The organism is Enterobacter vonholyi (assembly GCF_040834095.1).
In the GTDB taxonomy this organism is placed as follows: Bacteria; Pseudomonadota; Gammaproteobacteria; order Enterobacterales; family Enterobacteriaceae; genus Enterobacter; species Enterobacter vonholyi.
On record NZ_CP162152.1, the window covers coordinates 1659452 to 1684149 of the forward strand.

24 protein-coding genes are annotated in these 24698 nt (G+C 56.8%); 16 read left to right on the top strand and 8 right to left on the bottom strand.

What is annotated here, in order from left to right:
- Positions 1-24: 24 nt before the first annotated feature.
- The 3 genes from pyrC to mdtH form a co-directional block, all read right to left on the bottom strand.
- Positions 25-1071: a dihydroorotase gene (gene pyrC, locus AB3N39_RS07840; RefSeq protein WP_367897193.1), complete on the bottom strand. Its 1047-nt coding sequence runs from the start codon at positions 1069-1071 to the stop codon at positions 25-27.
- Between the two features lie 127 nt (positions 1072-1198).
- A complete protein-coding gene (locus AB3N39_RS07845; protein ID WP_367897194.1) occupies positions 1199-1759 on the bottom strand; it encodes a lipoprotein in 561 nt (186 codons plus the stop codon).
- Positions 1760-1882: 123 nt separating this feature from the next.
- Entirely contained in the window at positions 1883-3091 is a 1209-nt protein-coding gene (mdtH, locus tag AB3N39_RS07850) for a multidrug efflux MFS transporter MdtH (protein ID WP_367897195.1), read from the bottom strand.
- Positions 3092-3327: 236 nt separating this feature from the next.
- Here mdtH and rimJ point away from each other — a divergent pair, with 236 nt between their 5' ends.
- From rimJ to murJ, 4 genes are all read left to right on the top strand, one after another.
- Positions 3328-3912 (top strand): ribosomal protein S5-alanine N-acetyltransferase, encoded by a 585-nt coding sequence (gene rimJ / locus AB3N39_RS07855; protein ID WP_008500822.1) that lies wholly within the window; start codon positions 3328-3330, stop codon positions 3910-3912.
- A 9-nt stretch (positions 3913-3921) separates the two neighbouring features.
- A complete protein-coding gene (locus AB3N39_RS07860; RefSeq protein ID WP_136194678.1) occupies positions 3922-4572 on the top strand; it encodes a YceH family protein in 651 nt (216 codons plus the stop codon).
- A 2-nt stretch (positions 4573-4574) separates the two neighbouring features.
- Complete coding sequence (locus tag AB3N39_RS07865) at positions 4575-5498, top strand: Gfo/Idh/MocA family protein (RefSeq protein ID WP_252092732.1); 924 nt, start codon at positions 4575-4577, stop codon at positions 5496-5498.
- Between the two features lie 129 nt (positions 5499-5627).
- Positions 5628-7163 carry a murein biosynthesis integral membrane protein MurJ gene (gene murJ, locus AB3N39_RS07870; RefSeq protein WP_023311131.1) on the top strand — a complete coding sequence of 512 codons (1536 nt, stop codon included), beginning with the start codon at positions 5628-5630 and terminating at the stop codon, positions 7161-7163.
- Positions 7164-7222: 59 nt separating this feature from the next.
- Here the strand turns inward: murJ and flgN are convergent, their stop codons facing one another.
- The 3 genes from flgN to flgA form a co-directional block, all read right to left on the bottom strand.
- Positions 7223-7648, bottom strand: coding sequence for a flagella biosynthesis chaperone FlgN (gene flgN / locus AB3N39_RS07875; RefSeq protein ID WP_008500818.1), 426 nt, complete (start codon positions 7646-7648; stop codon positions 7223-7225).
- A 4-nt stretch (positions 7649-7652) separates the two neighbouring features.
- Complete coding sequence (gene flgM, locus AB3N39_RS07880) at positions 7653-7946, bottom strand: flagellar biosynthesis anti-sigma factor FlgM (protein WP_023311133.1); 294 nt, start codon at positions 7944-7946, stop codon at positions 7653-7655.
- Positions 7947-8039: 93 nt separating this feature from the next.
- Positions 8040-8699 (bottom strand): flagellar basal body P-ring formation chaperone FlgA, encoded by a 660-nt coding sequence (gene flgA, locus AB3N39_RS07885; RefSeq protein ID WP_115874724.1) that lies wholly within the window; start codon positions 8697-8699, stop codon positions 8040-8042.
- A gap of 157 nt (positions 8700-8856) precedes the next feature.
- Here flgA and flgB point away from each other — a divergent pair, with 157 nt between their 5' ends.
- The 11 genes from flgB to flgL all read left to right on the top strand — a co-directional run bounded on the left by flgB (position 8857) and on the right by flgL (position 18753).
- Positions 8857-9273 (top strand): flagellar basal body rod protein FlgB, encoded by a 417-nt coding sequence (flgB, locus tag AB3N39_RS07890; RefSeq protein WP_023311135.1) that lies wholly within the window; start codon positions 8857-8859, stop codon positions 9271-9273.
- Positions 9274-9276: 3 nt separating this feature from the next.
- The gene (flgC, locus tag AB3N39_RS07895; protein WP_008500814.1) at positions 9277-9681 is read left to right on the top strand and encodes a flagellar basal body rod protein FlgC; all 405 of its coding nucleotides are present in this window, start codon (positions 9277-9279) and stop codon (positions 9679-9681) included.
- An 11-nt stretch (positions 9682-9692) separates the two neighbouring features.
- Positions 9693-10403, top strand: a complete 711-nt coding sequence (gene flgD / locus AB3N39_RS07900) for a flagellar hook assembly protein FlgD (RefSeq protein ID WP_367897196.1) — start codon at positions 9693-9695, stop codon at positions 10401-10403.
- Between the two features lie 26 nt (positions 10404-10429).
- Positions 10430-11680: a flagellar hook protein FlgE gene (gene flgE, locus AB3N39_RS07905; RefSeq protein ID WP_111965534.1), complete on the top strand. Its 1251-nt coding sequence runs from the start codon at positions 10430-10432 to the stop codon at positions 11678-11680.
- 20 nt (positions 11681-11700) lie between these two features.
- Entirely contained in the window at positions 11701-12456 is a 756-nt protein-coding gene (locus AB3N39_RS07910) for a flagellar basal body rod protein FlgF (protein WP_033145205.1), read from the top strand.
- Between the two features lie 11 nt (positions 12457-12467).
- The gene (gene flgG / locus AB3N39_RS07915; RefSeq protein WP_008500810.1) at positions 12468-13250 is read left to right on the top strand and encodes a flagellar basal-body rod protein FlgG; all 783 of its coding nucleotides are present in this window, start codon (positions 12468-12470) and stop codon (positions 13248-13250) included.
- 57 nt (positions 13251-13307) lie between these two features.
- A complete protein-coding gene (flgH, locus tag AB3N39_RS07920) occupies positions 13308-14006 on the top strand; it encodes a flagellar basal body L-ring protein FlgH (RefSeq protein ID WP_023311139.1) in 699 nt (232 codons plus the stop codon).
- Between the two features lie 12 nt (positions 14007-14018).
- Entirely contained in the window at positions 14019-15116 is a 1098-nt protein-coding gene (locus AB3N39_RS07925; protein WP_029740346.1) for a flagellar basal body P-ring protein FlgI, read from the top strand.
- Complete coding sequence (gene flgJ, locus AB3N39_RS07930) at positions 15116-16069, top strand: flagellar assembly peptidoglycan hydrolase FlgJ (protein WP_023311141.1); 954 nt, start codon at positions 15116-15118, stop codon at positions 16067-16069. The genes AB3N39_RS07925 and flgJ overlap by 1 nt, the downstream gene beginning before the upstream one ends.
- A 75-nt stretch (positions 16070-16144) precedes the next feature.
- A complete protein-coding gene (gene flgK / locus AB3N39_RS07935; protein ID WP_111965536.1) occupies positions 16145-17785 on the top strand; it encodes a flagellar hook-associated protein FlgK in 1641 nt (546 codons plus the stop codon).
- 14 nt (positions 17786-17799) lie between these two features.
- Positions 17800-18753: a flagellar hook-associated protein FlgL gene (flgL, locus tag AB3N39_RS07940; RefSeq protein ID WP_252092733.1), complete on the top strand. Its 954-nt coding sequence runs from the start codon at positions 17800-17802 to the stop codon at positions 18751-18753.
- A 75-nt stretch (positions 18754-18828) separates the two neighbouring features.
- On the opposite strand, the gene AB3N39_RS07945 is transcribed toward flgL, so the two are convergent.
- Complete coding sequence (locus AB3N39_RS07945; protein WP_115874725.1) at positions 18829-20043, bottom strand: MFS transporter; 1215 nt, start codon at positions 20041-20043, stop codon at positions 18829-18831.
- 109 nt (positions 20044-20152) lie between these two features.
- Between AB3N39_RS07945 and AB3N39_RS07950 the strand changes: the two genes are divergently transcribed.
- Positions 20153-21091 (top strand): LysR family transcriptional regulator, encoded by a 939-nt coding sequence (locus AB3N39_RS07950; RefSeq protein WP_367897197.1) that lies wholly within the window; start codon positions 20153-20155, stop codon positions 21089-21091.
- A 48-nt stretch (positions 21092-21139) separates the two neighbouring features.
- On the opposite strand, the gene rne is transcribed toward AB3N39_RS07950, so the two are convergent.
- Complete coding sequence (gene rne, locus AB3N39_RS07955; protein WP_133294164.1) at positions 21140-24259, bottom strand: ribonuclease E; 3120 nt, start codon at positions 24257-24259, stop codon at positions 21140-21142.
- Positions 24260-24698 lie beyond the last annotated feature (439 nt).

Here is a 24698-nt window from a genome sequence, read left to right on the forward strand (position 1 = left end):
TTGACAACAAGGGGGATTGATTTTTTAACGTTTTACCGTCCAGTTAACGGTTTCACCCGCCAGGAATGGGATCAGCGTATCATCCGTCAGGGCAATGGACTCCTCAATGTGGCTCGCTTTCCGCTCCAGCTCGATGAAGGTGTCGTTGACCGGCAGGCCGTAGAAGCGCGGGCCGTTAAGGGAGCAGAATGCTTCGAAATGTTCCAGCGCGTTCATCTCTTCAAATACGGTTGCGTAGCTGGCAAGCGCCGTTGGGGCGTTGAAGCAGCCTGCGCAGCCGCAACTCGCCTCTTTACGATGGCGGGCGTGAGGTGCGGAGTCGGTACCGAGGAACGCGCGGGAGAACCCGCTGGCGACCAGCTCGCGCAGCGCCTGCTGGTGGATGTTGCGTTTGAGGATAGGCAGACAGTAGAGGTGAGGGCGCACCCCGCCCACCAGCATGTGGTTACGGTTAAACATCAGGTGCTGTGGCGTAATGGTGGCAGCGATAAGATCGTTGCCGTCACGCACGTACTCTGCCGCGTCTTTGGTGGTGATATGCTCAAATACCACCTTTAGCGCGGGCAGGCGCTGGCGCAAAGGCTCCATCACGGTCTCGATAAAACGGGCTTCACGGTCGAAGATATCAATCTCCGCGCGCGTGACTTCACCATGGACCAGCAGCGGCATACCCAGTTTCTGCATGCGTTCCAGAACCGGCATGATGGCATCAATGCTGGTGACGCCGTGGCTGGAGTTGGTGGTGGCATTCGCCGGGTAGAGTTTCGCTGCCGTAAAGACGCCTTCGTTAAACCCACGCTCCACTTCGTTCGGGTCCAGCGAGTCGGTCAGATAGCAGGTCATCAGCGGGGTAAAATCGTGTCCCGCAGGCACGGCATCCAGGATGCGCTGGCGATAGGCTATCGCGGCATCGACGGTGGTGACTGGTGGAACCAGGTTAGGCATGACAATCGCGCGGCCATAAATTTCGCTGGTATAAGGCACGACGGTTTTCAGCATATCGCCATCGCGCAGATGGATATGCCAGTCGTCAGGGCGGCGGATTTTAAGAACCTGGGGTTGTGCAGTCATGGAAGCTCCGGCTTGTCAGGAATCAGTCATAAGGATGGCTGTTTTTGCCGGGCACAAATCATAAGCGGAAACGTTTTCGTTTGCACACTTTTCCGTGAAAAAAAAGGGCGCCGCAGCGCCCTTCAGGTTAATCGGTGAAAGGAATGATAATTTCGCCCGGTTTCACCTCTATGCCCTTTGCGTATTTTTTCGCCAGGGCTTCACCCTTGCTTTTGTCTTCACTTAAGACGTACGCGGGCTGCTGGTTAAAATAATTACGCAGCGACTGGTTCAGATAGGGCATCAGGGTTTGCAGAACCGGTGCCATCTTGTCCGGAGACACCTGCGCATCGACCACTTCCATCTCCTGCAGGAAAATCGCCCCTTTCTCTTTGTTGAAAACAGGGAGTGCCTTCAGCTTGAGCTTGATGTTGGCTTTCTGATTGCCAAACAGGGAGGACATATCGAGGTCCGCATCACCGGCCAGGGTGACTTTGTTTGGCTCTTCACGTCCGATCTGGCTACTCAGGTTTGTAAGCACGATATGCGCGTCTGCCAGCCCCGGCACGCCAATGTCTTTCGAGAAATTGTTATGTTTTTCCAGCGCCTGATTAATTTCCTGTTCACTGACGGCATATTGCGTGAGCTGGTTACAGCCAACCAGCAGGCCGCTGACAACTAATGCAGCGGCAAAGACAATTTTCTTCATACTGTTCCTCAACGAAAAATCGGCGCTTCTGTCCTGTTACGCCAGTATGTCAGCGTGAATGGGCAGAAACCAGCAGAAAAAACTGAGAAGTGGGGCGGGAGAGGCTCCCGCCCGAGGGAAAGGCTATGCGCCAGGCTCGAGCATGCCGCTCGCGCTGCGTTTCTGGCTGAACTGCCACCACAGGGCAAGGAGCGTCATAAAGCCCACCGCGCCCAGCATCATCCACGGGAGTTCAGGTTGATTTAACGCTTTGCCGGCATCAAACAACCAGCCGCCACCGGCGTAACCTAATGCCCCGCCGAGCGCCAGCCCCAGGCGGCTGAACCCCATATAGCTGCCGCGCGCACGCGCATCCGCAAGCGAGGCGCTCAGCGTCTCACGGGCAGGCTCGGCGATGATTGAGCCAATATAGAACGTGCAAATCAGCGTAAACAGCTGCTGGAGCGTATTCACGAGGCCGATCGGCATCATGCTCAGCGTCATCAGGAGCAGCCCGGCCATCAGGCGATGCTCCAGACGAAAATGCCGTTCGCTCCAGCGGGCAATCGGATAAAGCAGCGTTAACGACAGGCAGGCTTCGATAGCGTACATCCATTTAACGGCTGCAGGCGTGCCCGCAATGTCGTTAACCATGATCGGCAGCATCAGCATGACCTGCACAGCCAGCATGTAATAGCCCGTCAGGGTCAACACATAGGTGACAAAACGCCTGTCGCGCAGGACCCGGCCAAGCCCCTCCCGGACCGGCGCTTTGACCGTCGACAGCTTCCAGGCGGGCAGGAACAGGCCATTAAACAGCGCGCATAGAATAAAGAGCACCGCCCCAGCCGCACAGACCAGACGGAAGTCATACTGCAGCAGCCAGCTTCCCAGCAGGGCGCCGATAACCGCCCCGGCACTGTCCTGCATCATCAGAATCGAGAAGAAACGGCCGCGGTGCTGAGGGCGAATCAGCTTCACCACCAGCGCGGTACGTGGCGGATCGAACAGCGTGCCCCCGATGCCGGAGAGAAAGCAGGAGAACCAGAGCAGCCAGGGCTCCTGGGCGACCGCCATCGTGGCAAACCCTGCCGCGCGCAGCAGCATACCGGTAACGATCATCGGTTTAGCGCCAAAGCGGTCGGCAATGGCCCCGCCAAAGACGCCCAGACCCTGCTGGACAAACTGGCGTAGCCCCAGGGCAATGCCGACCATTAATGCCGCCCAGCCCATTTGATCGACAAAGCGGATCGATATAAGGGGAAAAACGACAAAAAAGCCGAGCACGACCAGCATGTTATCGACGAGCAGGAAATATTTACCCAGGCTCCTGGCCTGTGATACGCGGGACATTTTCCCTCCAGGGAAAATAAGATGGTGAGCACGCTAACATTCTGCGTTGTCGCCGCGTTTTTTCCCACCCCCGGGCGTGACAATATTTTTTTATCAAAAGGCTGCTTTGATAGAGAGTTCTCATCGAAAATAGTGAAAAGCGAGAAAAATGGTATGTCACTGTTTTCACAGACGGCGCAGGCGCAGGTATAGTAAAGCTAATGGGTAAGCAGAAGTGACGGGAAGGAGTGGGATCGATGTTTGGCTATCGCAGTAATGTGCCAAAAGTGCGTCTGACAACGGACAGGCTGGTCGTTCGTCTGGTGCATGAGCGTGATGCCTGGCGTCTGGCGGATTATTACGCCGAGAATCGCCAGTTTTTAAAACCATGGGAACCCGTTCGGGATGAGAGCCATTGTTACCCTTCCGGCTGGCAGGCGCGCCTCAGCATGATTACGGAATTTCACAAGCAGGGCAGCGCGTTTTATTTCGCGCTGCTGGATCCCGAAGAGAAAGAGATTATCGGGATCGCCAATTTTTCAAACGTGGTGCGCGGGTCGTTTCACGCCTGCTACCTTGGCTACTCCATCGGCCAGAAATGGCAGGGACAGGGGCTGATGTACGAGGCGTTAACGGTGGCGATCCGCTATATGCAACGCACGCAGCATATCCATCGCATCATGGCGAACTATATGCCGCATAATCAGCGCAGCGGCAATTTGCTGGCGCGTTTAGGGTTCGAGAAAGAGGGTTACGCCAAAGACTATCTGTTGATAGACGGAGAGTGGCGCGACCACGTTCTGACGGCGTTAACCACCCGGGACTGGACCGCAGGTCGTTAAGGAGAAAAGATGAAGTATCAGCTAAACGGTACAGAAGCGCGCGTGATTGGGTGCTTACTCGAAAAACAGGTCACCACGCCGGAGCAGTATCCGCTCTCCGTCAACGCCGTGACCATGGCCTGCAACCAGAAAACCAACCGCGAGCCGGTGATGAACCTCAGCGAGCATGACGTTCAGGACGTGCTGGATGCGCTGGTAAAACGCCACTATTTGCGCACCGTCAGCGGCTTCGGCAACCGCGTGACCAAGTACGAACAGCGCTTTTGTAACTCCGAATTCGGTGACCTGAAGTTGAGCAGCGCGGAAGTGGCGGTCATCACCACGCTGCTGCTGCGCGGGGCGCAGACGCCGGGAGAACTGCGCACGCGCGCTTCCCGTATGCATGAGTTCAGCGATATGCAGGAAGTTGAGCAGACCCTGGAAGGGCTGGCTTCTCGCGAAGACGGCCCGTACGTGGTGCGTCTGGCGCGCGAGCCGGGCAAACGTGAAAGCCGCTATATGCATCTGTTCAGCGGCGACGTCGATGTCGCTACCGTGGAGAGCGACGCGATATCCTCAGCAGGCACAGACACTCTTGCCGCGCGCGTAGAAGCGCTGGAAGAAGAGGTCGCCGGGCTGAAACAGCGTCTGGATGCCTTGCTGGCACATCTGGGAGACTGACGGTGAAAAAATTACGCGTAGGCGTGGTGGGGCTGGGCGGCATCGCGCAAAAAGCCTGGCTGCCTGTTTTAGGTGCGGCGACGGACTGGACCTTGCAAGGGGCATGGTCACCCACGCGAGAAAAGGCAGAACGTATCTGCGAAACCTGGCGCATTCCGTACGCTGCCTCCCTGCAGGATCTGGCCCGCGAGTGTGATGCGGTTTTTGTGCATACCTCAACGGCAACTCACTATCAGGTGGTGAGCGAGCTGCTCAATGCGGGGGTTCACGTCTGCGTGGATAAACCGCTGGCGGAAAATGTTCCGGACGCGGAACGTCTGATCGAACTGGCGGCGCGCAAAAAACTGACGCTGATGGTGGGCTTCAACCGTCGCTTCGCGCCGCTTTACCAGCAGCTTAAGGCGCAGTCGGACACGCTTGCCTCGCTGCGAATGGATAAGCACCGTACCGACAGCATTGGGCCAAACGATCTGCGGTTTACCCTTCTGGATGATTACCTGCATGTGGTGGATACGGCGCTGTGGCTGACCAACGGTAATGCGCAGCTGAAAAGCGGCACCCTCGTGACAAACGATCAGGGGCAAATGGTCTACGCTGAACACCACTTTTCCGTTGAGCATCTTCAGATTACCACCAGCATGCACCGCCGGGCGGGTAGCCAGCGTGAATCCGTGCAGGCGGTGACCGACGGCGCGCTGTACGACATTACGGACATGCGCGAGTGGCAGGAAGAGAAGGGCAGCGGCGTGGTGACGCTCCCGGCGCCAGGCTGGCAGAGCACCCTCGAGCAGCGCGGTTTCGCAGGATGCGCCCGCCACTTTATCACCTGCGTGCATAATCAGACGGTTCCTGAAACGTCCGGCGAGCAGGCCATTATGGCGCAGCGCATTGTAGAAAGGCTCTGGCGCGATGCCATGAGTGAATAACTCGCTGTAACATCTGCGGATAGTAATTCGTTGAAATCCGGGTAGACTAAGCGCCGCTTGTAGGCTTTGCCGGGTGGCGCTTACGCTTGCCCGTCCTGGAAATCCGTATGGTTCTGGAAATTCACGTTAATGAACTTATTAAAATCGCTGGCGGCCGTCAGCTCGATGACCATGTTTTCCCGCGTGCTGGGTTTTGCACGCGACGCCATTGTGGCAAGGGTATTTGGTGCAGGGATGGCCACGGACGCCTTTTTCGTCGCCTTCAAATTGCCGAACCTGCTGCGTCGTATTTTTGCTGAAGGGGCGTTTTCCCAGGCATTCGTGCCCATTCTGGCGGAATATAAAAGCAAGCAGGGTGAAGACGCGACGCGCGTCTTTGTTTCTTATGTCTCCGGGTTGCTGACGCTGGCTTTAGCTGTGGTGACCGTACTCGGGATGCTGGCCGCGCCCTGGGTAATTATGGTGACCGCACCCGGGTTTGCCGATACGGCTGACAAATTTGCCCTGACCTCGCAGCTTTTGCGCATTACTTTCCCCTATATTCTGCTCATCTCGCTGGCTTCGCTGGTGGGGGCGATCCTGAATACCTGGAACCGCTTCTCTGTACCGGCGTTTGCGCCGACGTTTCTTAACGTCAGCATGATCGGTTTTGCCCTGTTCGCCGCGCCGCACTTCAACCCGCCGGTGCTGGCGCTGGCCTGGGCGGTCACCGTCGGCGGCGTGCTGCAGCTGGCGTATCAGCTGCCGCATCTGAAAAAAATCGGCATGCTGGTGCTGCCGCGCATCAATCTCAAAGATGCCGGGGCGATGCGCGTGATCAAGCAGATGGGGCCCGCCATTCTCGGCGTCTCAGTCAGCCAGATCTCGCTTATCATCAACACCATCTTTGCCTCTTTCCTCGTGTCCGGTTCGGTTTCCTGGATGTACTACGCCGACCGCCTCATGGAATTTCCGTCCGGGGTGCTGGGCGTGGCGCTGGGGACCATTCTGCTGCCGTCGCTGTCGAAAAGTTTTGCCAGCGGCAACCATGATGAATATTGCCGCCTGATGGACTGGGGATTACGTCTCTGTTTCCTGCTGGCCCTGCCAAGCGCGGTGGCGCTGGGTATTCTGGCTAAACCGTTAACGGTGTCGCTCTTCCAGTACGGAAAATTCACCGCTTTTGATGCTGCCATGACCCAGCGCGCGCTGATTGCCTACTCGGTCGGATTGATGGGGCTGATCGTCGTCAAGGTGCTGGCGCCAGGGTTCTACTCGCGTCAGGACATCAAAACGCCGGTGAAAATTGCTATCGTGACGCTGATTATGACGCAGCTGATGAACCTGGCGTTTATTGGGCCGCTGAAGCATGCGGGCCTATCATTATCGATTGGTCTGGCGGCCTGTCTGAATGCCGGGCTGTTATACTGGCAGCTGCGCAAGCAGGATATTTTCACGCCGCAGCCGGGCTGGGGGAGTTTCCTGGTGCGTCTGATCGTTGCGGTACTGGTGATGTCTGCCGCGCTGCTTGGCATGATGTACGTGATGCCGGAATGGTCCTTGGGCACCATGCCATACCGTTTGATGCGGCTGATGGCCGTGGTAGGCGTTGGGGTGGTGGCTTATTTTGCCACGCTCGCGGTGCTGGGGTTCAAAGTGAAAGAGTTTGCCCGCCGTACGGCATAAACGCCAAAAGGGGAGTTCACCTTATGGTGCTCCCCGCTGCATGATTTGTCGCTCAGGCGTCAAATCGAAATCTTTTTAACTCCCGCAATACGCGCAGTCGCTGTCTGACCATCCGCACCGTACAGTCCGGTTTCTTTATGCGGTTTCAATACCTCAAGCGCCTGCTGGTTACGCTCAATCTGACCTTCCAGTAGCCAGCCGTTGTGCTGATTAAGATCGCGCAGATGCTGGGTTTTTTCGGTAATGGTTTGCCAGCGCTCAATAATATCGTCATTGGCGCTACGCTTAGGATCCTGCTCAGCGCGGCGCTGCTGCTCCAGATAATCCAGCGTCGCCAGGAGTGAACTCTTATCTTCAGTAATACGCTGCAGCGCACTGCCGTTGATGTGACCGGAAGAGAGATGCTGTTGTTCAGCGTCCATTACCGTTTTCAGGTCGTTAAGAACAACCGTCATTTGATCCAGTATTTCTGACAGTCGACTCATACGGTTAGTTACTCTGTAAGAAACTCTGTGCTTCCTGAATCAGGGCGTCAGCGATTTTGCTGGTGTCCATTTTCAGCTCACCGTTACGAATAGCCGTTTTCAGCGCTTCAACACGTTCCATATTGATATCGTTGCTGCCTGGCTGCATCAGTTTTGCCTGCGCGTCGCTCAGGGTAACGCTGGTGCTGTTGGACGTTGACGGTTTTTCCAGACGCGTTTTCTGCGCAGGAGCGTCATTCGTTTCGCGAGGTTGTACAGCGCTTACCGGCTTCAGGGCTGATGTACGATCAATGCTCATAGTGTTGTCCTCATCGAGGGTTCGCGGCGTTTGCGCCTGATATCATCATTAGTGGAATATTTATCGGCACGCGCAGCGAAATCTTTAAAAAGATTATAGGTTAATCAGAATATTCCCATCAGCATCGACGGTTCCGCTCACCACCTGGCCTGAGGACATTCTGACGCGGGCGTTTTGCGCCACCGCGGCATTGTTTAACGCTTTCCCTTCACTGTTGATGCTAAAGCCATCTCCGTTGGCCACCACCATCACCTGTTGACCCGCTTTTACCCGCCATGCCTGACGCAGCATTGAGAGCTGTATCGGCTGGCCGGGGGCGACATCACGCAGGCTGACGGCGTCCTGTGCCTGGTTCATATCGAGCATGGTGCGTGGCGGAAGCTGATCCAGACGCCCGCGTTTTAACGTCACGCTGTTCGTCTGCAGCACGCTGCCGCGCGCAATGGGCACGGCGGCGACAACATAATTGCCCGTCGCCTGAACTGCAACCTGTAAATAGCGTTTTTCGTTGGCGCAGCGTGCCAGCACGTTCACATTCCCCCAGAGCTTTGTGAACCCTACCACGCTGAAGGACGGCTGGTCACACGTCGGGTACAGATTCGGTGGCGTGCGCACGGTAACGGTAACGTCATCGCTAAAGCCTGCCAGTTTTTCAGCAAAAAAAGCCGTCAGCCGATCCTGTAAGCCATCAGCCTGCACCAGAGGACTAAACAGCAAGAAAGCTGCCACCAGGCCACGTTTTAACGTTTGCATCGCAAGTTCCACCGTTTCCAGAGTTGAATGAATTTTACCTGCAGTGGTTTTGCATCAACGCAATAAATAGCGACGCATTTTGCGCTTATTCCGTCGATAGGGGAGACCGGGTGAGATTTAAGCTGTGAACTGAAATTTTGCCATCAGCGGAGGAGACATGCTCGATAAACTCGACGCCGCGTTACGTTTTCAGCAGGAAGCGCTCAACTTACGCGCCCAGCGGCAGGAGATTTTAGCCGCCAACATCGCTAACGCCGATACCCCAGGGTTTCAGGCGCGCGATATTGATTTTTCCAGTGAACTCAAAAAGGTGATGGAGCGTGGACGTGCCGAAGGAACGGGTGTTGCACTCGCCATGACATCCTCTCGCCATATTCCTGCTCAGGCGATGACCGCGCCAGCGACCGATTTACTTTACCGCATTCCCGATCAGCCCTCACTCGACGGTAACACCGTGGATATGGACCGGGAGCGTACGCAGTTTGCCGATAACAGCCTGAAATACCAGACGGGCCTGACCGTACTCGGCGGACAAATCAAAGGCATGATGAACGTCCTGCAGGGGGGGAACTGATAGATGGCCTTGTTGAATATTTTTGATATTGCCGGTTCGGCGTTAACCGCGCAGTCCAAACGCCTGAACGTGGCCGCCAGTAACCTGGCGAACGCCGACAGCGTAACCGGACCCGACGGCCAGCCTTATCGTGCCAAACAGGTTGTCTTTCAGGTCGATGCGGCGCCAGGCGCGGCGACGGGCGGTGTGAAGGTGTCTGATGTGGTAGAGAGCCAGGCGCCGGACAGGCTGGTGTATGAGCCGGGTAACCCGCTCGCGGATGCCAGCGGATACGTGAAAATGCCAAACGTGGATGTGGTGGGTGAGATGGTGAACTCCATGTCGGCTTCCCGTAGCTACCAGGCCAACGTCGAAGTGCTTAATACCGTGAAGAGCATGATGCTCAAAACACTCACTCTCGGCCAGTAAAGGAGACATGCATGTCCATCGCCGTAAATGTGAATGATCCTACGAACTCGGGTGTTAATAACACGAAGAGTACGACGGGTTCTAACTCCCTGACCGGGAGCAATGCCTCCGATCTTCAGGGCAGCTTTCTGACGCTGCTGGTGGCGCAGCTTAAGAACCAGGATCCCACCAACCCAATGCAGAATAACGAACTGACCACGCAGCTTGCGCAGATCAGCACCGTGAGCGGCATTGAGAAGCTCAACACTACCCTCGGTGCCGTTTCCGGCCAGATTGGCAGCAGCCAGTCTCTGCAGGCAGCGAGCCTGATTGGTCACGGGGTGATGATCCCTGGAACCACGATTCTGGCGGGCACCAGCACCACTGAAGGGAACACCACAACGACCACCACGCCGTTTGGCGTTGAGCTGCAGCAGGCGGCGGAGAAAGTTACCGCAACCATCACCGACAGCAACGGCACGGTCGTGCGCACCATTGATATCGGTGAGCTGAAGGCGGGCGTTCACACCTTTACGTGGGATGGCAGCCTGACCGACGGCACTAAAGCACCAAACGGTTCTTACAAAGTAGCGATCAGCGCCAGCAACGGGACGACCCAGCTGGTGGCGCAGCCGCTGCAGTTCGCGCTGGTCCAGGGCGTGATTAAAGGAAGCGACGGCAACAAACTGGATTTGGGAACCTCTGGTTCCACCACACTCGACGAAGTTCGGCATATTATCTAAGCCTTAACACTTATCAGGAGTAAGTCATGGCCTTTTCTCAAGCGGTCAGCGGCCTGAATGCTGCGGCCACCAACCTGGACGTCATTGGCAACAACATCGCCAACTCCGCGACCTATGGTTTTAAATCCGGTTCTGCTTCTTTTGCAGACATGTTTGCCGGTTCCAAAGTGGGTCTGGGCGTAAAAGTTGCAGGCATCACTCAGGACTTTAGCGACGGCACCACCACCAACACCGGCCGTGGCCTGGACGTTGCCATCAGCCAGAACGGGTTCTTCCGTATGGTCGATTCTAACGGTTCTGTGTTCTACAGCCGTAACGGCCAGTTCAAACTGGATGAAAACCGTACGCTGGTTAACATGCAGGGCATGCAGCTGACGGGCTACCCGGCAGCAGGAACGCCTCCAACCGTTCAGACCGGTGCGAATCCTCAGGCGATTACTATCCCGAATACCCTGATGGCGGCGAAATCAACCACCACCGCCACGCAGCAGATCAACCTGAACTCAACCGATCCTGTTCAAACCGCCCCCTTCGATGCGACCAACCCGGATACCTATAACAAAAAAGGTACCGTGACCGTATTCGACAGCCAGGGTAACGCCCATAACATGTACGTCTACTACGTTAAGACGGCCAACAATAAATGGGATCTTTACACTCAGGACGGCAGCGTTGCGGGTTCTGCTGCGACGAAAGCGGCGCAGATGAACTTTGATGCGAACGGTAACCTGGCGGGTGTGTATAACTACGACGCAGCGGGCGTGCTGAGCGCAGCGCCAAACGCCACGCCGGCCATTAACATCACCACGGGTTCTGTCAGCGGTGCGACGGCGGCGACCTTCTCCCTGAGTTTCCAGAACTCCATGCAGCAGAACACCGGTGCAAACAGCGTGGTGGCAACCAATCAGAACGGCTACAAGCCTGGCGACCTGGTGAGCTACCAGATCAACGACGATGGCACCGTGGTGGGAAGCTACTCTAACGAACAGTCTCAGGTTCTGGGTCAGATCGTGCTGGCAAACTTCGCCAACAACGAAGGCCTGAAGTCTGAAGGCGACAACGTCTGGTCTGCCACACAGTCTTCCGGCGTGGCGCTGCTGGGCACCGCAGGCACCGGTAACTTCGGCAAGCTGACCAACGGCGCGCTGGAAGCCTCCAACGTGGATATGAGTAAAGAACTGGTTAACATGATCGTCGCGCAGCGTAACTATCAGTCGAACGCGCAGACCATCAAAACCCAGGACCAGATCCTCAACACGCTGGTTAACCTGCGTTAAGCGGCTAACAGGAAAGCGCAATGGATCACGCAATATATACCGCGATGGGCGCGGCAAGTCAGACGCTCAATCAGCAGGCCGTTACCGCCAGCAACCTGGCAAACGCCTCAACGCCGGGCTTTCGCGCCCAGCTTAATGCGCTTCGCGCGGTGCCGGTAGAAGGGCTTTCCCTGCCGACCCGTACGCTGGTGACAGCATCAACCCCTGGCGCCGATATGACGCCTGGGCAGATGGATTACACCTCACGCCCGCTGGACGTTGCCTTGCAGCAGGACGGCTGGCTGGCGGTGCAAACCGCGGACGGCAGCGAAGGCTATACCCGTAACGGCAACATCCAGGTGAGCGCGACGGGCCAGCTGACGATTCAGGGGCATCCGGTGATGGGGGAAGCAGGTCCGCTGACCGTGCCGGAAGGCTCTGAGCTCACTATCGCTGCGGACGGCACCATTTCGGCGCTGAATCCGGGCGACCCGGCCAACACCGTTGCGCCCGTCGGACGTCTGAAGCTGGTGAAGGCGGAAGCCAAAGACGTGCAGCGTGGCGACGACGGCATGTTCCGCCTGACCCAGGCGGCTCAGGCGACGCGTGGCGCCACGTTACAGGCCGATCCGAGCATCCGCGTGATGTCCGGCGTTCTGGAAGGCAGTAACGTCAAGCCGGTCGAAGCCATGACCGACATGATCGCCAGCGCCCGTCGTTTTGAAATGCAGATGAAGATCATCAGCAGCGTGGATGAAAACGCGGGCAAGGCTAACCAACTTCTGGCTATGAGTTAACAGGACTCCTTATGATCAGTTCTTTATGGATCGCGAAAACTGGCCTGGACGCCCAGCAAACCAATATGGACGTGATTGCCAACAACCTGGCAAACGTGAGCACCAATGGTTTCAAGCGCCAGCGCGCCGTTTTCGAAGATTTGCTTTATCAAACCATCCGCCAGCCGGGGGCGCAGTCTTCTGAACAGACGACGCTGCCGTCGGGCCTGCAGATTGGTACCGGCGTTCGCCCGGTGGCTACCGAGCGTCTGCACAGCCAGGGCAACCTGTCTCAGACCAACAACAGTAAAGACGTGGCAATCAAAGGCCAGGGCTTCTTCCAGGTGCAGCTGCCTGACGGGACCTCTGCCTATACCCGCGACGGTTCGTTCCAGGTCGATCAGAACGGCCAGCTGGTGACGGCGGGCGGTTTCCAGGTTCAGCCTGCGATTACCATCCCGGCGAACGCCCTGAGCATCACCATCGGACGTGACGGTGTGGTCAGCGTGACCCAGCAGGGACAGGCCGCGCCGGTTCAGGTCGGGCAGCTCAACCTGACCACCTTCATGAACGATACCGGCCTGGAAAGCATTGGTGAGAACCTCTACACCGAAACGCAATCCTCCGGTACGCCGAATGAGAGCACCCCGGGCCTGAACGGCGCGGGTCTGCTGTACCAGGGTTATGTTGAAACGTCCAACGTGAACGTGGCGGAAGAGCTGGTGAATATGATCCAGGTCCAGCGCGCGTATGAAATTAACAGTAAAGCAGTGTCGACGACCGACCAGATGCTGCAGAAACTGACGCAACTCTAAGGTGTAGCCCGGTGCGGTAAACGCCGCGCCGGCTCCCTGTTTTCGAAGATGAAGGCAATGCAAAAAAACGCGGCGTTTCGTTATCCGATACTGACTGTTCTGGCTGTCACCCTTAGCGGGTGTGCTTTGATCCCGTCTAAACCATTGGTCCAGGGTGCGACGACTGCCCAACCCGTTCCTGGCCCCGCGCCAGTGGTAAACGGCTCCATTTTCCAGACCGCGCAGCCGATTAATTACGGCTATCAGCCGCTGTTTGAAGATCGCCGCCCGCGTAACGTCGGCGATACATTGACCATTGTGCTGCAGGAAAACGTCAGCGCGAGCAAGAGCTCGTCGGCGAACGCCAGCCGCGATGGCAAAACCAATTTTGGCTTCGATACCGTGCCACGCTATCTGCAGGGCCTGTTCGGCAATGCCCGTGCGGATGTTGAGGCCTCCGGCGGCAACACCTTTAACGGTAAAGGCGGCGCGAACGCCAGCAACACCTTCAGCGGCACGCTGACGGTCACGGTTGACCAGGTACTGGTTAACGGCAACCTGCACGTTGTGGGTGAAAAACAGATCGCCATCAACCAGGGCACTGAATTCATTCGCTTCTCGGGCGTGGTTAACCCTCGCACCATCAGCGGCACCAACACCGTTCCATCTACCCAGGTGGCGGATGCGCGCATTGAGTACGTCGGGAACGGCTATATCAATGAAGCGCAAAATATGGGTTGGCTGCAGCGCTTCTTCCTTAATTTATCGCCAATGTAAGCGAGGTGACCCATGTTTAAATCGATCTTCGCCGTGGCGCTCGCGCTGGTGGCAACATTTGCCCAGGCTGACCGTATTCGCGACCTCACCAGCGTTCAGGGAGTACGTGAAAACTCCCTGATTGGCTATGGCCTGGTGGTTGGTCTGGATGGTACCGGTGACCAGACCACCCAGACGCCGTTCACTACCCAAAGTCTGAACAACATGCTTTCCCAGCTAGGCATTACCGTGCCGGCGGGAACTAACATGCAGCTGAAAAACGTGGCCGCGGTAATGGTCACCGCGTCCTACCCGGCGTTTGCTCGTCAGGGGCAAACCATTGACGTGGTGGTCTCCTCAATGGGTAATGCCAAAAGCCTGCGCGGCGGTACGCTGCTGATGACCCCGCTGAAAGGCGTCGACAGCCAGGTCTATGCACTGGCGCAGGGGAACATTCTGGTTGGCGGTGCGGGCGCTTCCGCAGGCGGGAGCAGCGTGCAGGTGAACCAGCTTAACGGTGGACGTATCACCAACGGGGCGATCATTGAGCGTGAACTGCCGACCCAGTTTGGCGCGGGCAACACCATCAACCTGCAGCTCAATAATGAAGACTTCACCATGGCGCAGCAAATTGCCGATACCATCAACCGCAGCCGCGGCTACGGTAATGCAACGGCACTCGATGCGCGCACCGTGCAGATCCGTACCTCTACCGGCAGCAGCAACCAGGTGCGCATGCTGGCAGATATCCAGAATATGGAAGTGAACGTTCCGGTTCAGGATGCCAAGGTGATCATCAACTCCCGTACCGGCTCGGTGGTCATGAACCGGGAAGTGTCGCTGGACAGCTGTGCCGTAGCGCAGGGCAACCTCTCCGTAACGGTAAACCGCTCCGCGAACGTGAGCCAGCCGAATACGCCATTTGGTGGCGGTCAGACGGTGGTGACGCCGCAAACGCAGATTGATATGCGTCAGAGCGGCGGGTCGCTGCAGAGCGTTCGCTCCAGTGCCAACCTGAACAGCGTGGTGCGAGCCCTGAACGCCCTGGGTGCAACGCCGATGGACCTGATGTCCATTCTGCAATCCATGCAAAGCGCGGGCTGCCTGCGCGCCAAACTGGAAATCATCTAATGCTGACCGATAGCAAACTGTTGACCAGTGCAGCCTGGGATGCCCAGTCGCTCAACGAACTGAAAACCAAAGCAGGAAAAGACCCGGCGGCGAACATCCGCCCGGTCGCCCGCCAGGTGGAAGGGATGTTTGTACAGATGATGCTGAAAAGCATGCGTGAAACCCTGCCGAAAGACGGGATGTTCAGCAGTGATTCAACGCGTCTCTACACCAGCATGTATGACCAGCAGATTGCGCAGCAGATGACCGCCGGTAAAGGCCTCGGTCTGGCTGACATGATTGTGAAACAGACCGAAGCCGCGCAGGGCATTCAGCCTCAGGAACAGACGCAGCAGGTGCCGATGAAGTTCGACCTGGAAACGGTGACCAGTTATCAGAACCAGGCTCTGACGCAAATGGTGCGTAAAGCGATGCCAAAAGCCACGGGCAGTGGCGATGAGCCGCTCTCCGGTGACAGCAAAGACTTCCTGGCGCAGCTTTCTCTGCCCGCGCGCCTTGCCAGCGAACAGAGCGGCGTGCCGCATCATCTGATTCTGGCGCAGGCCGCGCTGGAGTCGGGCTGGGGCCAGCGCCAGATCCGCAAGGAAAACGGCGATCCGAGCTTCAACATCTTCGGCGTGAAGGCCACCTCCAGCTGGAAGGGGCCAACAACGGAGATCACGACCACCGAATACGAGAACGGTGCGGCGGTGAAGGTCAAAGCAAAATTCCGCGTCTACAGCTCTTATCTGGAAGCATTGTCCGACTACGTTGGCCTGCTGAGCCGAAATCCGCGTTATACCGCCGTTACGCAGGCGGCGACGGCGGAGCAGGGCGCTCAGGCCTTACAAAACGCGGGCTACGCGACTGACCCGAACTATGCACGCAAGCTCACCAGCATGATCCAGCAGCTGAAATCCATGGGGGAGAAGGTCAGCAAAGCCTATAGCACAGATATTGAAAATCTGTTCTGAAAGTTCTCAAGTCCCGGTGGAGGTTGCCGATAACCTTCATCAGGACTCGTGTCTGAACGTATAAAAGGAACCCCCATGTCCAGTTTGATTAACAGCGCCATGAGTGGCCTCAGTGCTGCGCAGTCGGCACTCAATACCGTCAGTAATAATATTTCAAGCTATAACGTGGCAGGTTACACCCGCCAGACCACGGTGCTGGGCGCATCTAACAGCACGCTGACCGGCGGTGGCTGGGTGGGTAACGGGGTGTATGTCTCCGGTGTCCAGCGTGAGTATGACGCCTTCATCACCAACCAGCTGCGCGCCGCGCAGACGCAGAGCAGCGGTCTGACGACGCGCTATCAGCAGATGTCAAAAATCGACGATGTGCTCTCTGATACCACCAACTCGCTTTCCACCACCCTGCAGGATTTCTTCAAAAGCCTGCAAACGCTGGTGAGCAACGCGGAAGACCCGGCTGCACGTCAGACGGTGCTGGGTAAAGCGGGTGGTCTGGTCAATCAGTTCAAAACCAACGATCAGTATCTGCGCGATCAGGATACGCAGGTCAATACCGCCATTGGGACCAGCGTGTCTCAGATCAACAACTATGCCAAACAGATTGCGAACCTGAACGATCAGATCTCTCGTCTGACCGGCGTCGGCGCGGGCGCATCGCCTAACGATCTGCTCGACCAGCGCGATCAGCTCGTCAATGAGCTGAACAAAATCGTCGGCGTGGAAGTGTCTGTTCAGGATAGCGGTACGTTTAACATCTCTTTCGGCAACGGTTACAGCCTGGTTCAGGGCAGCAAAGCTAACCAGCTGGCTGCCGTGAAGTCGAGTGCAGATCCGGCTCGTACCACCGTGGCCTATGTCGACGACGTAGCGGGTAATGTCGAGATCCCGGAGAAGATGATTACCACCGGTTCTTTGGGCGGTTTACTGACCTTCCGCACGGAAGATCTTGATAAAGCTCGTAACACCCTGAACCAGATGGCGCTGGCCTTTGCAGATTCAATGAACACGCAGCATGAAGCCGGCTTTGATGCGAACGGTGATGCGGGCGGTAAGCTGTTCAACTTCGGTTCTCCGGCGGTCCTGTCCAGCAGCAAGAACGGCGGTTCGGCGGTTGTTACGGCTTCTGTAGCGGACAGCAAGCAGGTCCAGGCGACAGACTATAAGCTGCAGTTTAACGGCACTGACTGGACGGTTACCCGTACTTCAGACAAAACCAGCTTTACGATGAGCCCGGATGCCAGCGGCAATCTGTCGTTTGATGGCCTTAACGTCAACGTGAGCGGTACGGCAAACACCAAAGACAGCTTTACCGTGAAGCCTGTTTCCAACGTCATCATGAACATGGAACTCGCGATCAGCGACGAGTCCAAGCTGGCGATGGCATCGGTGCAGAACGGCGGCGAGAGTGATAACCGTAACGGCCAAAAACTGCTCGATCTGCAAAACGGCAAAGTGGTGGGTGGAAACAAAACCTTCAACGATGCGTATGCCTCTCTCGTCAGTACCGTCGGTAGCTCAACGGCGTCACTGAAGGTGAGCAGCCAGACGAAAGCCAACGTGGAGACGCAGTTAATCAAGCAGCAGCAGACCATCTCTGGGGTAAACCTCGACGAAGAGTATGGCAATTTGCAGCGTTATCAGCAGTATTACCTGGCGAACGCCCAGGTTCTCCAGACTGCCAGTACGCTCTTCGATGCAATTATCAACATTCGTTAAGGTTGAGGTGAACAATGCGTATTAGCACCCAGATGATGTACGAGCAGAACATGCGTGGGATCACCGATTCCCAGAGCAGATGGCTGAGCTACGGTGAGCAGATGTCCACCGGCAAGCGCGTCAATCGTCCTTCGGACGATCCTATCGCCGCGTCGCAGGCCATCGTTCTGTCACAGTCTCAGTCGCAAAACAGCCAGTTTGCGCTCGCGCGCACCTTTGCTACACAGAAGGTCTCGCTGGAAGATAACGTGTTAACCCAGGTCAACACCGCGATCTCGAGCGTGCGCGAGAAGCTCGTTTATGCGTCGAACGGCACGTTAAGCGATGACGACCGTCTTTCTCTGGCGACCGATATTCAGGGGATCCGCGATCAGCTTATGAACCTGGCCAACACGACGGATGGTAATGGTCGCTTTATCTTTTCGGGATACAAAACCGAGAGCGCACCGTTTGATGCCGCGACCGGGGATTACAACGGCGGCGCAGAGGCCATCACGCAGCAGGTTGATACGGCGCGAAATATGACCATTAGTCATACCGGCCAGCAAATTTTCGAAAGCATTACCAGTAATGCAGAACAGCTGCCGGGCGGTGGATATGGCCAGACGAACATGTTCAAAATCCTGGATTCTGCGATTGCGTCGCTGAAGACGCCGATTGAAAACGATCCGGCTGCTGCCACGGCGCAAAGCCAGGTGATTGCCAATGCGCAAATCGGCATCAAAAACTCCCAGAACAATGTCCTGACGGTCGTTGCGGATGTGGGAACCAAGATGAACGAGCTGGAAAAACTCGATACGCTGGGTGATGACCGCGCGCTGGGTCAGACCAAGCAGATGAGCGACCTGGTGGATGTTGACTGGAACGAAGCGATTTCCTCTTACACCATGCAGCAGGCGGCCTTGCAGGCGTCTTATAAAGCGTTTAGCGATATGCAGGGCATGTCTCTGTTCCAGCTGAACAAATAACATCTTGACCTCTTGGAACATGTCTTGAAACTGGGCATGTTTTACTGCCCAATCTGCCTGGATTGGGCATTTTTTTTATGCAACTTCTGCTGATGCGGAGGCGACACGTGCGCTTTCAATCAGACGAATTGCCAGTGCAATGACGCCACAGACTGTCGCCAGCGCGACCACACCCGTCCAGCCAGCCAGCGAGTAGATATTGCTGCCTAACGCGGAACCCAGCGCCATTCCGATAAAGACCACCGTAAAGAGCAGGGCGTTGAGACGACCCCGAGCCTGCGGTTCAAGGCTGTATACCAGGTTCTGGTGAGCGACCAGGCTTGACTGCAGACCCAGGTCGAACCCGACGGCAGAGATGGCGATCAGAATCAGCTGTCCATGAACGCCCAGCGCGGGCATCAGGAACATCAGGGCAAATGAGACGGTCACCAGAACGGCACCAAGCTGCGTGACTTTTCCTGCGCCCAGTTTATCCGCCAGACCCCCTGCCAGCGGGGCAGCTAACGCACCGGCGGCACCTGCAATACCAAAACCACCCGCTACGGCACTGCCCAGGTGATAGTGCTCAAGCAGCATGACCGCAAGCGTAGACCAGAAGGCGCTAAAGGCAATCGACAGAAAGCCCTGAGCCAGCGCCGCACGGCGCAGCGCCGGATAGCGACGCCACAGGTGTTCCATTGAGCGCATCAGCGCGGGGTAGCTCAGCGTGGAGTGAATGGCAAAACGGGGAAGCACAAACCACATCATCACGCCGATGAACGCAATGCTCGCCGCCGCCAGCTGGTACATGACGCGCCAGCCAAACGCTTCACCCACCACGCCGCTCACGGTTCTTGATAATAAGATACCCATCAGCAGCCCGGTCATTACCGTGCCCACGGTTTTCCCCTGTTTACCTTCCGGCGCAAGGATGGCCGCGGCAGGGACGATATCCTGTGCCATGGTGGCGGCCATGCCGATGAGCAGGCTTGCCAGCAGCAGAGAGTGGATCTGCCCGGTCAGGCTACAGCCGAGAAGAAACAGCGCCAGCGCCGCACTCTTTATCAGGATTAACGTCCTGCGGTCGTGGCGATCGCCGAGCGGAAGCAGGAACAGGATCCCCAGGGCATATCCCGCCTGGGTGAGCGTCGGGACCATGCCCATTCCTTCGATGCTCAGGTGAAGGTCTGCGCCCATCAGCGGCAGCAGAGGCTGGGCATAATAGATTGATGCCACGCTGAAACCTGCACCGATCGCCAGCATTAAAATCACCCAGCGGCTCACGGCATGGGCGGCGGTTGTTGTGTTCATAAGAAGTTCCTCATTCGTCGTGTGAGGCTATTTTTTATCAGTACGCCTTGCGACGGTAGCGGGCCCGGTGGTAAAACGCTTATACGTTGAACGTATAAGTGAAAAGGCAATGAAAAGAGCTGAGCGTATAGACAGGGTGGAGTTAATGCGGACGTTTGTTCGCATCGTGGAGGCGGGTTCCCTCTCTGCGGCGGCACGGCAGCTGGCCACCACCCAGGCCACTGTGAGCAGACGGTTACAGTCGCTTGAGACCATGCTGGGCGTACGCCTGATATTGCGCACCACCCACACGACGCGGCTGACGGATGACGGCGAGCGCTGCTATCAGCACGCCCGTCGGGTGATTGACAGCTGGCTGGCGCTGGAAGATGAGGTGGGGCAGACGGAAGATGAGCCGGTAGGCGTGCTGCGGGTGCGCGCTCCCCACGCGTTTGGTCAGGATCAGCTTCTTAAACCCGTAACCGAATTTTTGCAACGCTATCCGCAGCTTTCGATTGAGTGGATGCTCAACGACAGGTCGGCGGATTTCCTCGGCGACAACCTGGACTGTGCTATTCGGGTAGGCGTGGAGGTCGATCCGGCGACCGTGTCCGTGCTGCTGGCGGAGGTGCCGCGCTCGGTGGTGGCTTCACCGGCACTGCTGGCCCGTTTTCCAACGGTTAACGCGCCGGAGGATTTGCAGCAGTTTCCCTGGATAGCCATCAGCTCTTTCTACCAGCGCCATGTGGAGCTTTTTCACGATACTTCGCCCGCCACCGCGCGGATTGCTATTACGCCACGGCTAAGTACCGACAGCCTGTATGTCGCACGTAACACTGCACTCACCGGGCTTGGCGTGGCGGTGGTCTCCAGCTGGACGGTACAGAACGATATTCAGGACGGACGGCTGGTGCATTTGCTGCCGGAGTGGCAGCCAGCGGCGCTACCGGTGCATCTGGTTTATCCCTGGTCCCGTTATTATCCGGCACGCTTGCGGCGTTTTCTGGAGTTGATGCGGCAGGTCATGCCGGAGGTGACCGGGATGAGGAAGCCCGTGCAGCAGCCATAAAAAAAGCCGACCCTCAGGTCGGCTTTTTACTTTCAGCGTTGTTTGTCGTTATTCGACAGACTGTGGACGCGTTGCCGGTGCAGTCGCCTGATGCGTTGCACTGTGGCCACCGGCTGCGCCTTTACCTTCGAAGCTGAATGCCGGGCGAACCCAGTCGCTGTGACGCGGTGCTTCAGGCACGTAATCCGGCGCCGGAGCGCGCGTCATTGGTGCTGTCGCCACGTGGGCAGCGGCTGGCGCAGAAACAACCGGCTCAGGTTTCACTTCAGGCGCTTTCGGTTCTTCAACAACCGGTTCAACCTCAATCTCAACGTCCTGAACGATTTCTTCAGCGGTCGTTTCGACGATGGCTTCAGCGGTGTCTTCCACTGCGGCTACAGGTTCAGCTTCTTCAGCGATTTCCTCAGCCACCACGACATCTTCTTCAGCAATAAGCTGCGGTGCGGCATCAACCGGCGCGGCAATCACTTCCGGATGCGTGGTTTCGACTTCAGCTGCCTGAGGGGCTGCAGTTTCAACAACCTGAGGTTCTACCACGGTTGCCGCTTCAGTCACGACCTCTTCTACCGCTGCCGCAGGTGCAATAACCTCTTCGGTTACTGGCTGTTCTTCAACAACCTGCTCCGGACGCGCTACCGGGTAGCGGATCCAGACTTTGCCGGAGGCCATTTCTGGTGAAGCACAGGCAATGGTCAGCGGCATTGGCGACTGAGTTGGGTAACGCTCGTCACGATAGCGACGACGGCGCTGGCCGCTGACGCGCAGATGACGTGGGGAACGACGTGAACGGCGCGGCATGCCGGCGTTATCACGGTTTTCACCGTTATCATCCTGCTCAACGTTGTTATCAACGACCGCTGGCAGGTCAACTTTTGCAAGCTGAGTACCGGCTGCGCTCTCGCGGGTTTCAACCGGGACAATTGCTGACTCTTCGGTTGCTTCGGAGGCGAAACGAACTTTCTGAGCAAGCTGGCGCTGCTTACGACGCGGCATGACCTGAGTACGTTCTTCCTGCTCGCCGTCCTGCTGTTCAACAGGCTCTTCGCGGTTCAGGTTTTTGACTTCCTGCTGTGCCTGACGCTTCTCGTCGTTACGGCGACGGTTGCGTTCACGGCGCGGCTGCTGGTCGTCACGCTGTTTGCTCTTCTCAGACTCATCGCCCGCCTGCTGGCGAATTTCACGATCTTCAACATTCTGCTGTTGTTTCTCGCGACGGTTGCGACGGTTGTCTTCGCGTTGCTCACGGCCTTCGTTATTCTCAGAGCGGTTATCACGGTTGTCACGACGCTCGCTGCGGTCATTGCGCTCGCTACGGTCGTTACGGTCGCGGCGGTTGTTCTGACGCTTACGGCGGTCCTGCTGACGCTCAGGCTTGGCCGCTTTTGGCTCTTCTTTCGGCTGCTCTGGCTGAACTTCCTCACCGGCAAACATCTTCTTAAGCGCGCCGAAGAAGCGGCTCAGCAGACCAGGCTGCGCCGGCTGGGCTTTCGCTGCCGTTGCTTCAGGTTTCTGCGCCGCAGGTTTGGCCGCCGGTTTTTCCAGGGCTGCTTCAGGCGGTGCTTCAGGCATAATGAAGGTCGCTAACGCAGGCTGCTCAGGCAGCTTGCGCTCGGCTGGCTCTTCATCTGAAGGCAGGGCCATCTCTTCTTCGTGCAGCTTCGGCAGCAGGTAGCTGAGCGTTGACGTCTCTTCGCCTTTACGGACACGCAGCACGTGATAGTGCGGGGTTTCCATCTGATCGTTTGGCACGATGATGCAGCGAACGCCACCCTGACGCGCTTCAATGGCACTGACCGCAGCACGTTTTTCGTTCAGCAGGTAAGAGGCAATTGGCACAGGGACAATCGCGTGAACCTCTTTGGTATTCTCTTTCAGCGCTTCTTCTTCAATCAGACGCAGAATCGAGAGGGACAGCGATTCGTTATCACGCACGGTACCGGTGCCGGAGCAGCGTGGGCAGACGTGATGGCTGGACTCACCCAGCGACGGGCTCAGACGCTGACGGGACATCTCCAGCAGGCCAAAGCGTGAGATATGGCTAATCTGAATACGCGCTCTGTCCTGACGCACCGCTTCGCGCAGACGGTTTTCAACCGCACGCTGGTGGCGAACAGGGGTCATGTCGATGAAGTCGATAACAATCAGACCACCCAAGTCGCGCAGGCGGAGCTGGCGGGCGATTTCATCAGCGGCTTCGAGGTTAGTGTTGAAAGCAGTCTCTTCGATATCGCCACCGCGAGTTGCACGCGCGGAGTTGATGTCGATAGCGGTCAGCGCTTCAGTGGTATCAATAACGATAGAACCGCCGGATGGCAGACGTACTTCACGCTGGAAGGCGGACTCAATCTGGGATTCGATCTGATAGTGGCTGAACAGCGGTATTTCACCGGTGTACAGTTTAATTTTGCTGGTGAAATCCGGACGACCCAGCGCGGCAATGTGCTGGCGCGCCAGCTCAAGTACTTTCGGGTTATCGATCAGAATTTCACCGATGTCCTGACGCAGGTAGTCACGGAAGGCACGCACGATAACGTTGCTTTCCTGGTGGATCAGGAACGGAGCAGGGCGGCTTTCCGCTGCTTTCTGGATGGCTTCCCAGTGCTTCAGACGGAAGCTCAGGTCCCACTGCAGCGCTTCGGCGGATTTGCCAACGCCTGCGGTACGCACGATAAGCCCCATGCCATCAGGCAGCTCGAGGCTTGCCAGCGCTTCTTTCAGCTCGGTACGGTCATCACCTTCGATACGGCGAGAGATGCCACCCGCACGCGGGTTGTTTGGCATCAGAACCAGATAGCTCCCTGCCAGGCTGATAAAGGTTGTTAGTGCGGCACCTTTGTTGCCGCGCTCTTCTTTATCAATCTGAACGATAACTTCCTGACCTTCACGCAGCACATCTTTGATGTTTGGGCGGCCATGGGCGTTGTAGTTTGCAGGGAAATATTCGCGGGCAATTTCTTTCAGAGGGAGGAAACCATGACGCTCAGCACCGTAATCGACAAATGCAGCTTCAAGGCTTGGTTCAATGCGGGTGATTTTACCTTTGTAAATGTTCGCTTTTTTCTGTTCGTGTCCAGGACTTTCGATATCCAGATCGTACAGGCGCTGCCCATCCACAAGGGCGACACGCAACTCTTCTTGCTGAGTTGCGTTGATTAACATTCTTTTCATCGTAACTTACTCGTTATTCTTACATTGACGACAAAGCTGCGGGCAAGGTGACGCTTTCCGGGGTATGAACCGATGGCCTCGTGTCTGTTCACGTCGCCAACCTCACGGTTGTCGCTCGCTTAAGAGGCGCAGAGTGTCGGTTGCCTGTATTTCATACGGAAACACAGCGCAATTATCAGGGGAATTGCCTGGGTAGAACTCTCCAGAGAACAATCCTTATACCGGGAAGTACTGCAACCCGCAGCCCGCTAACTGCCTGAAAGATCAATACGTCTTACGCCATTGCTGCGTGGATGATCGGTCAGACAAAATTGGTCATTCCGTCAACATCCTTACTTAACCAGGATTTAACACGGAAAACAGCCTCATTATTCCACTGCTCGCCGGGTTATAGCAAGATGACTTTTACCAATTATCACCCGGTTACTCACAGTTTCTT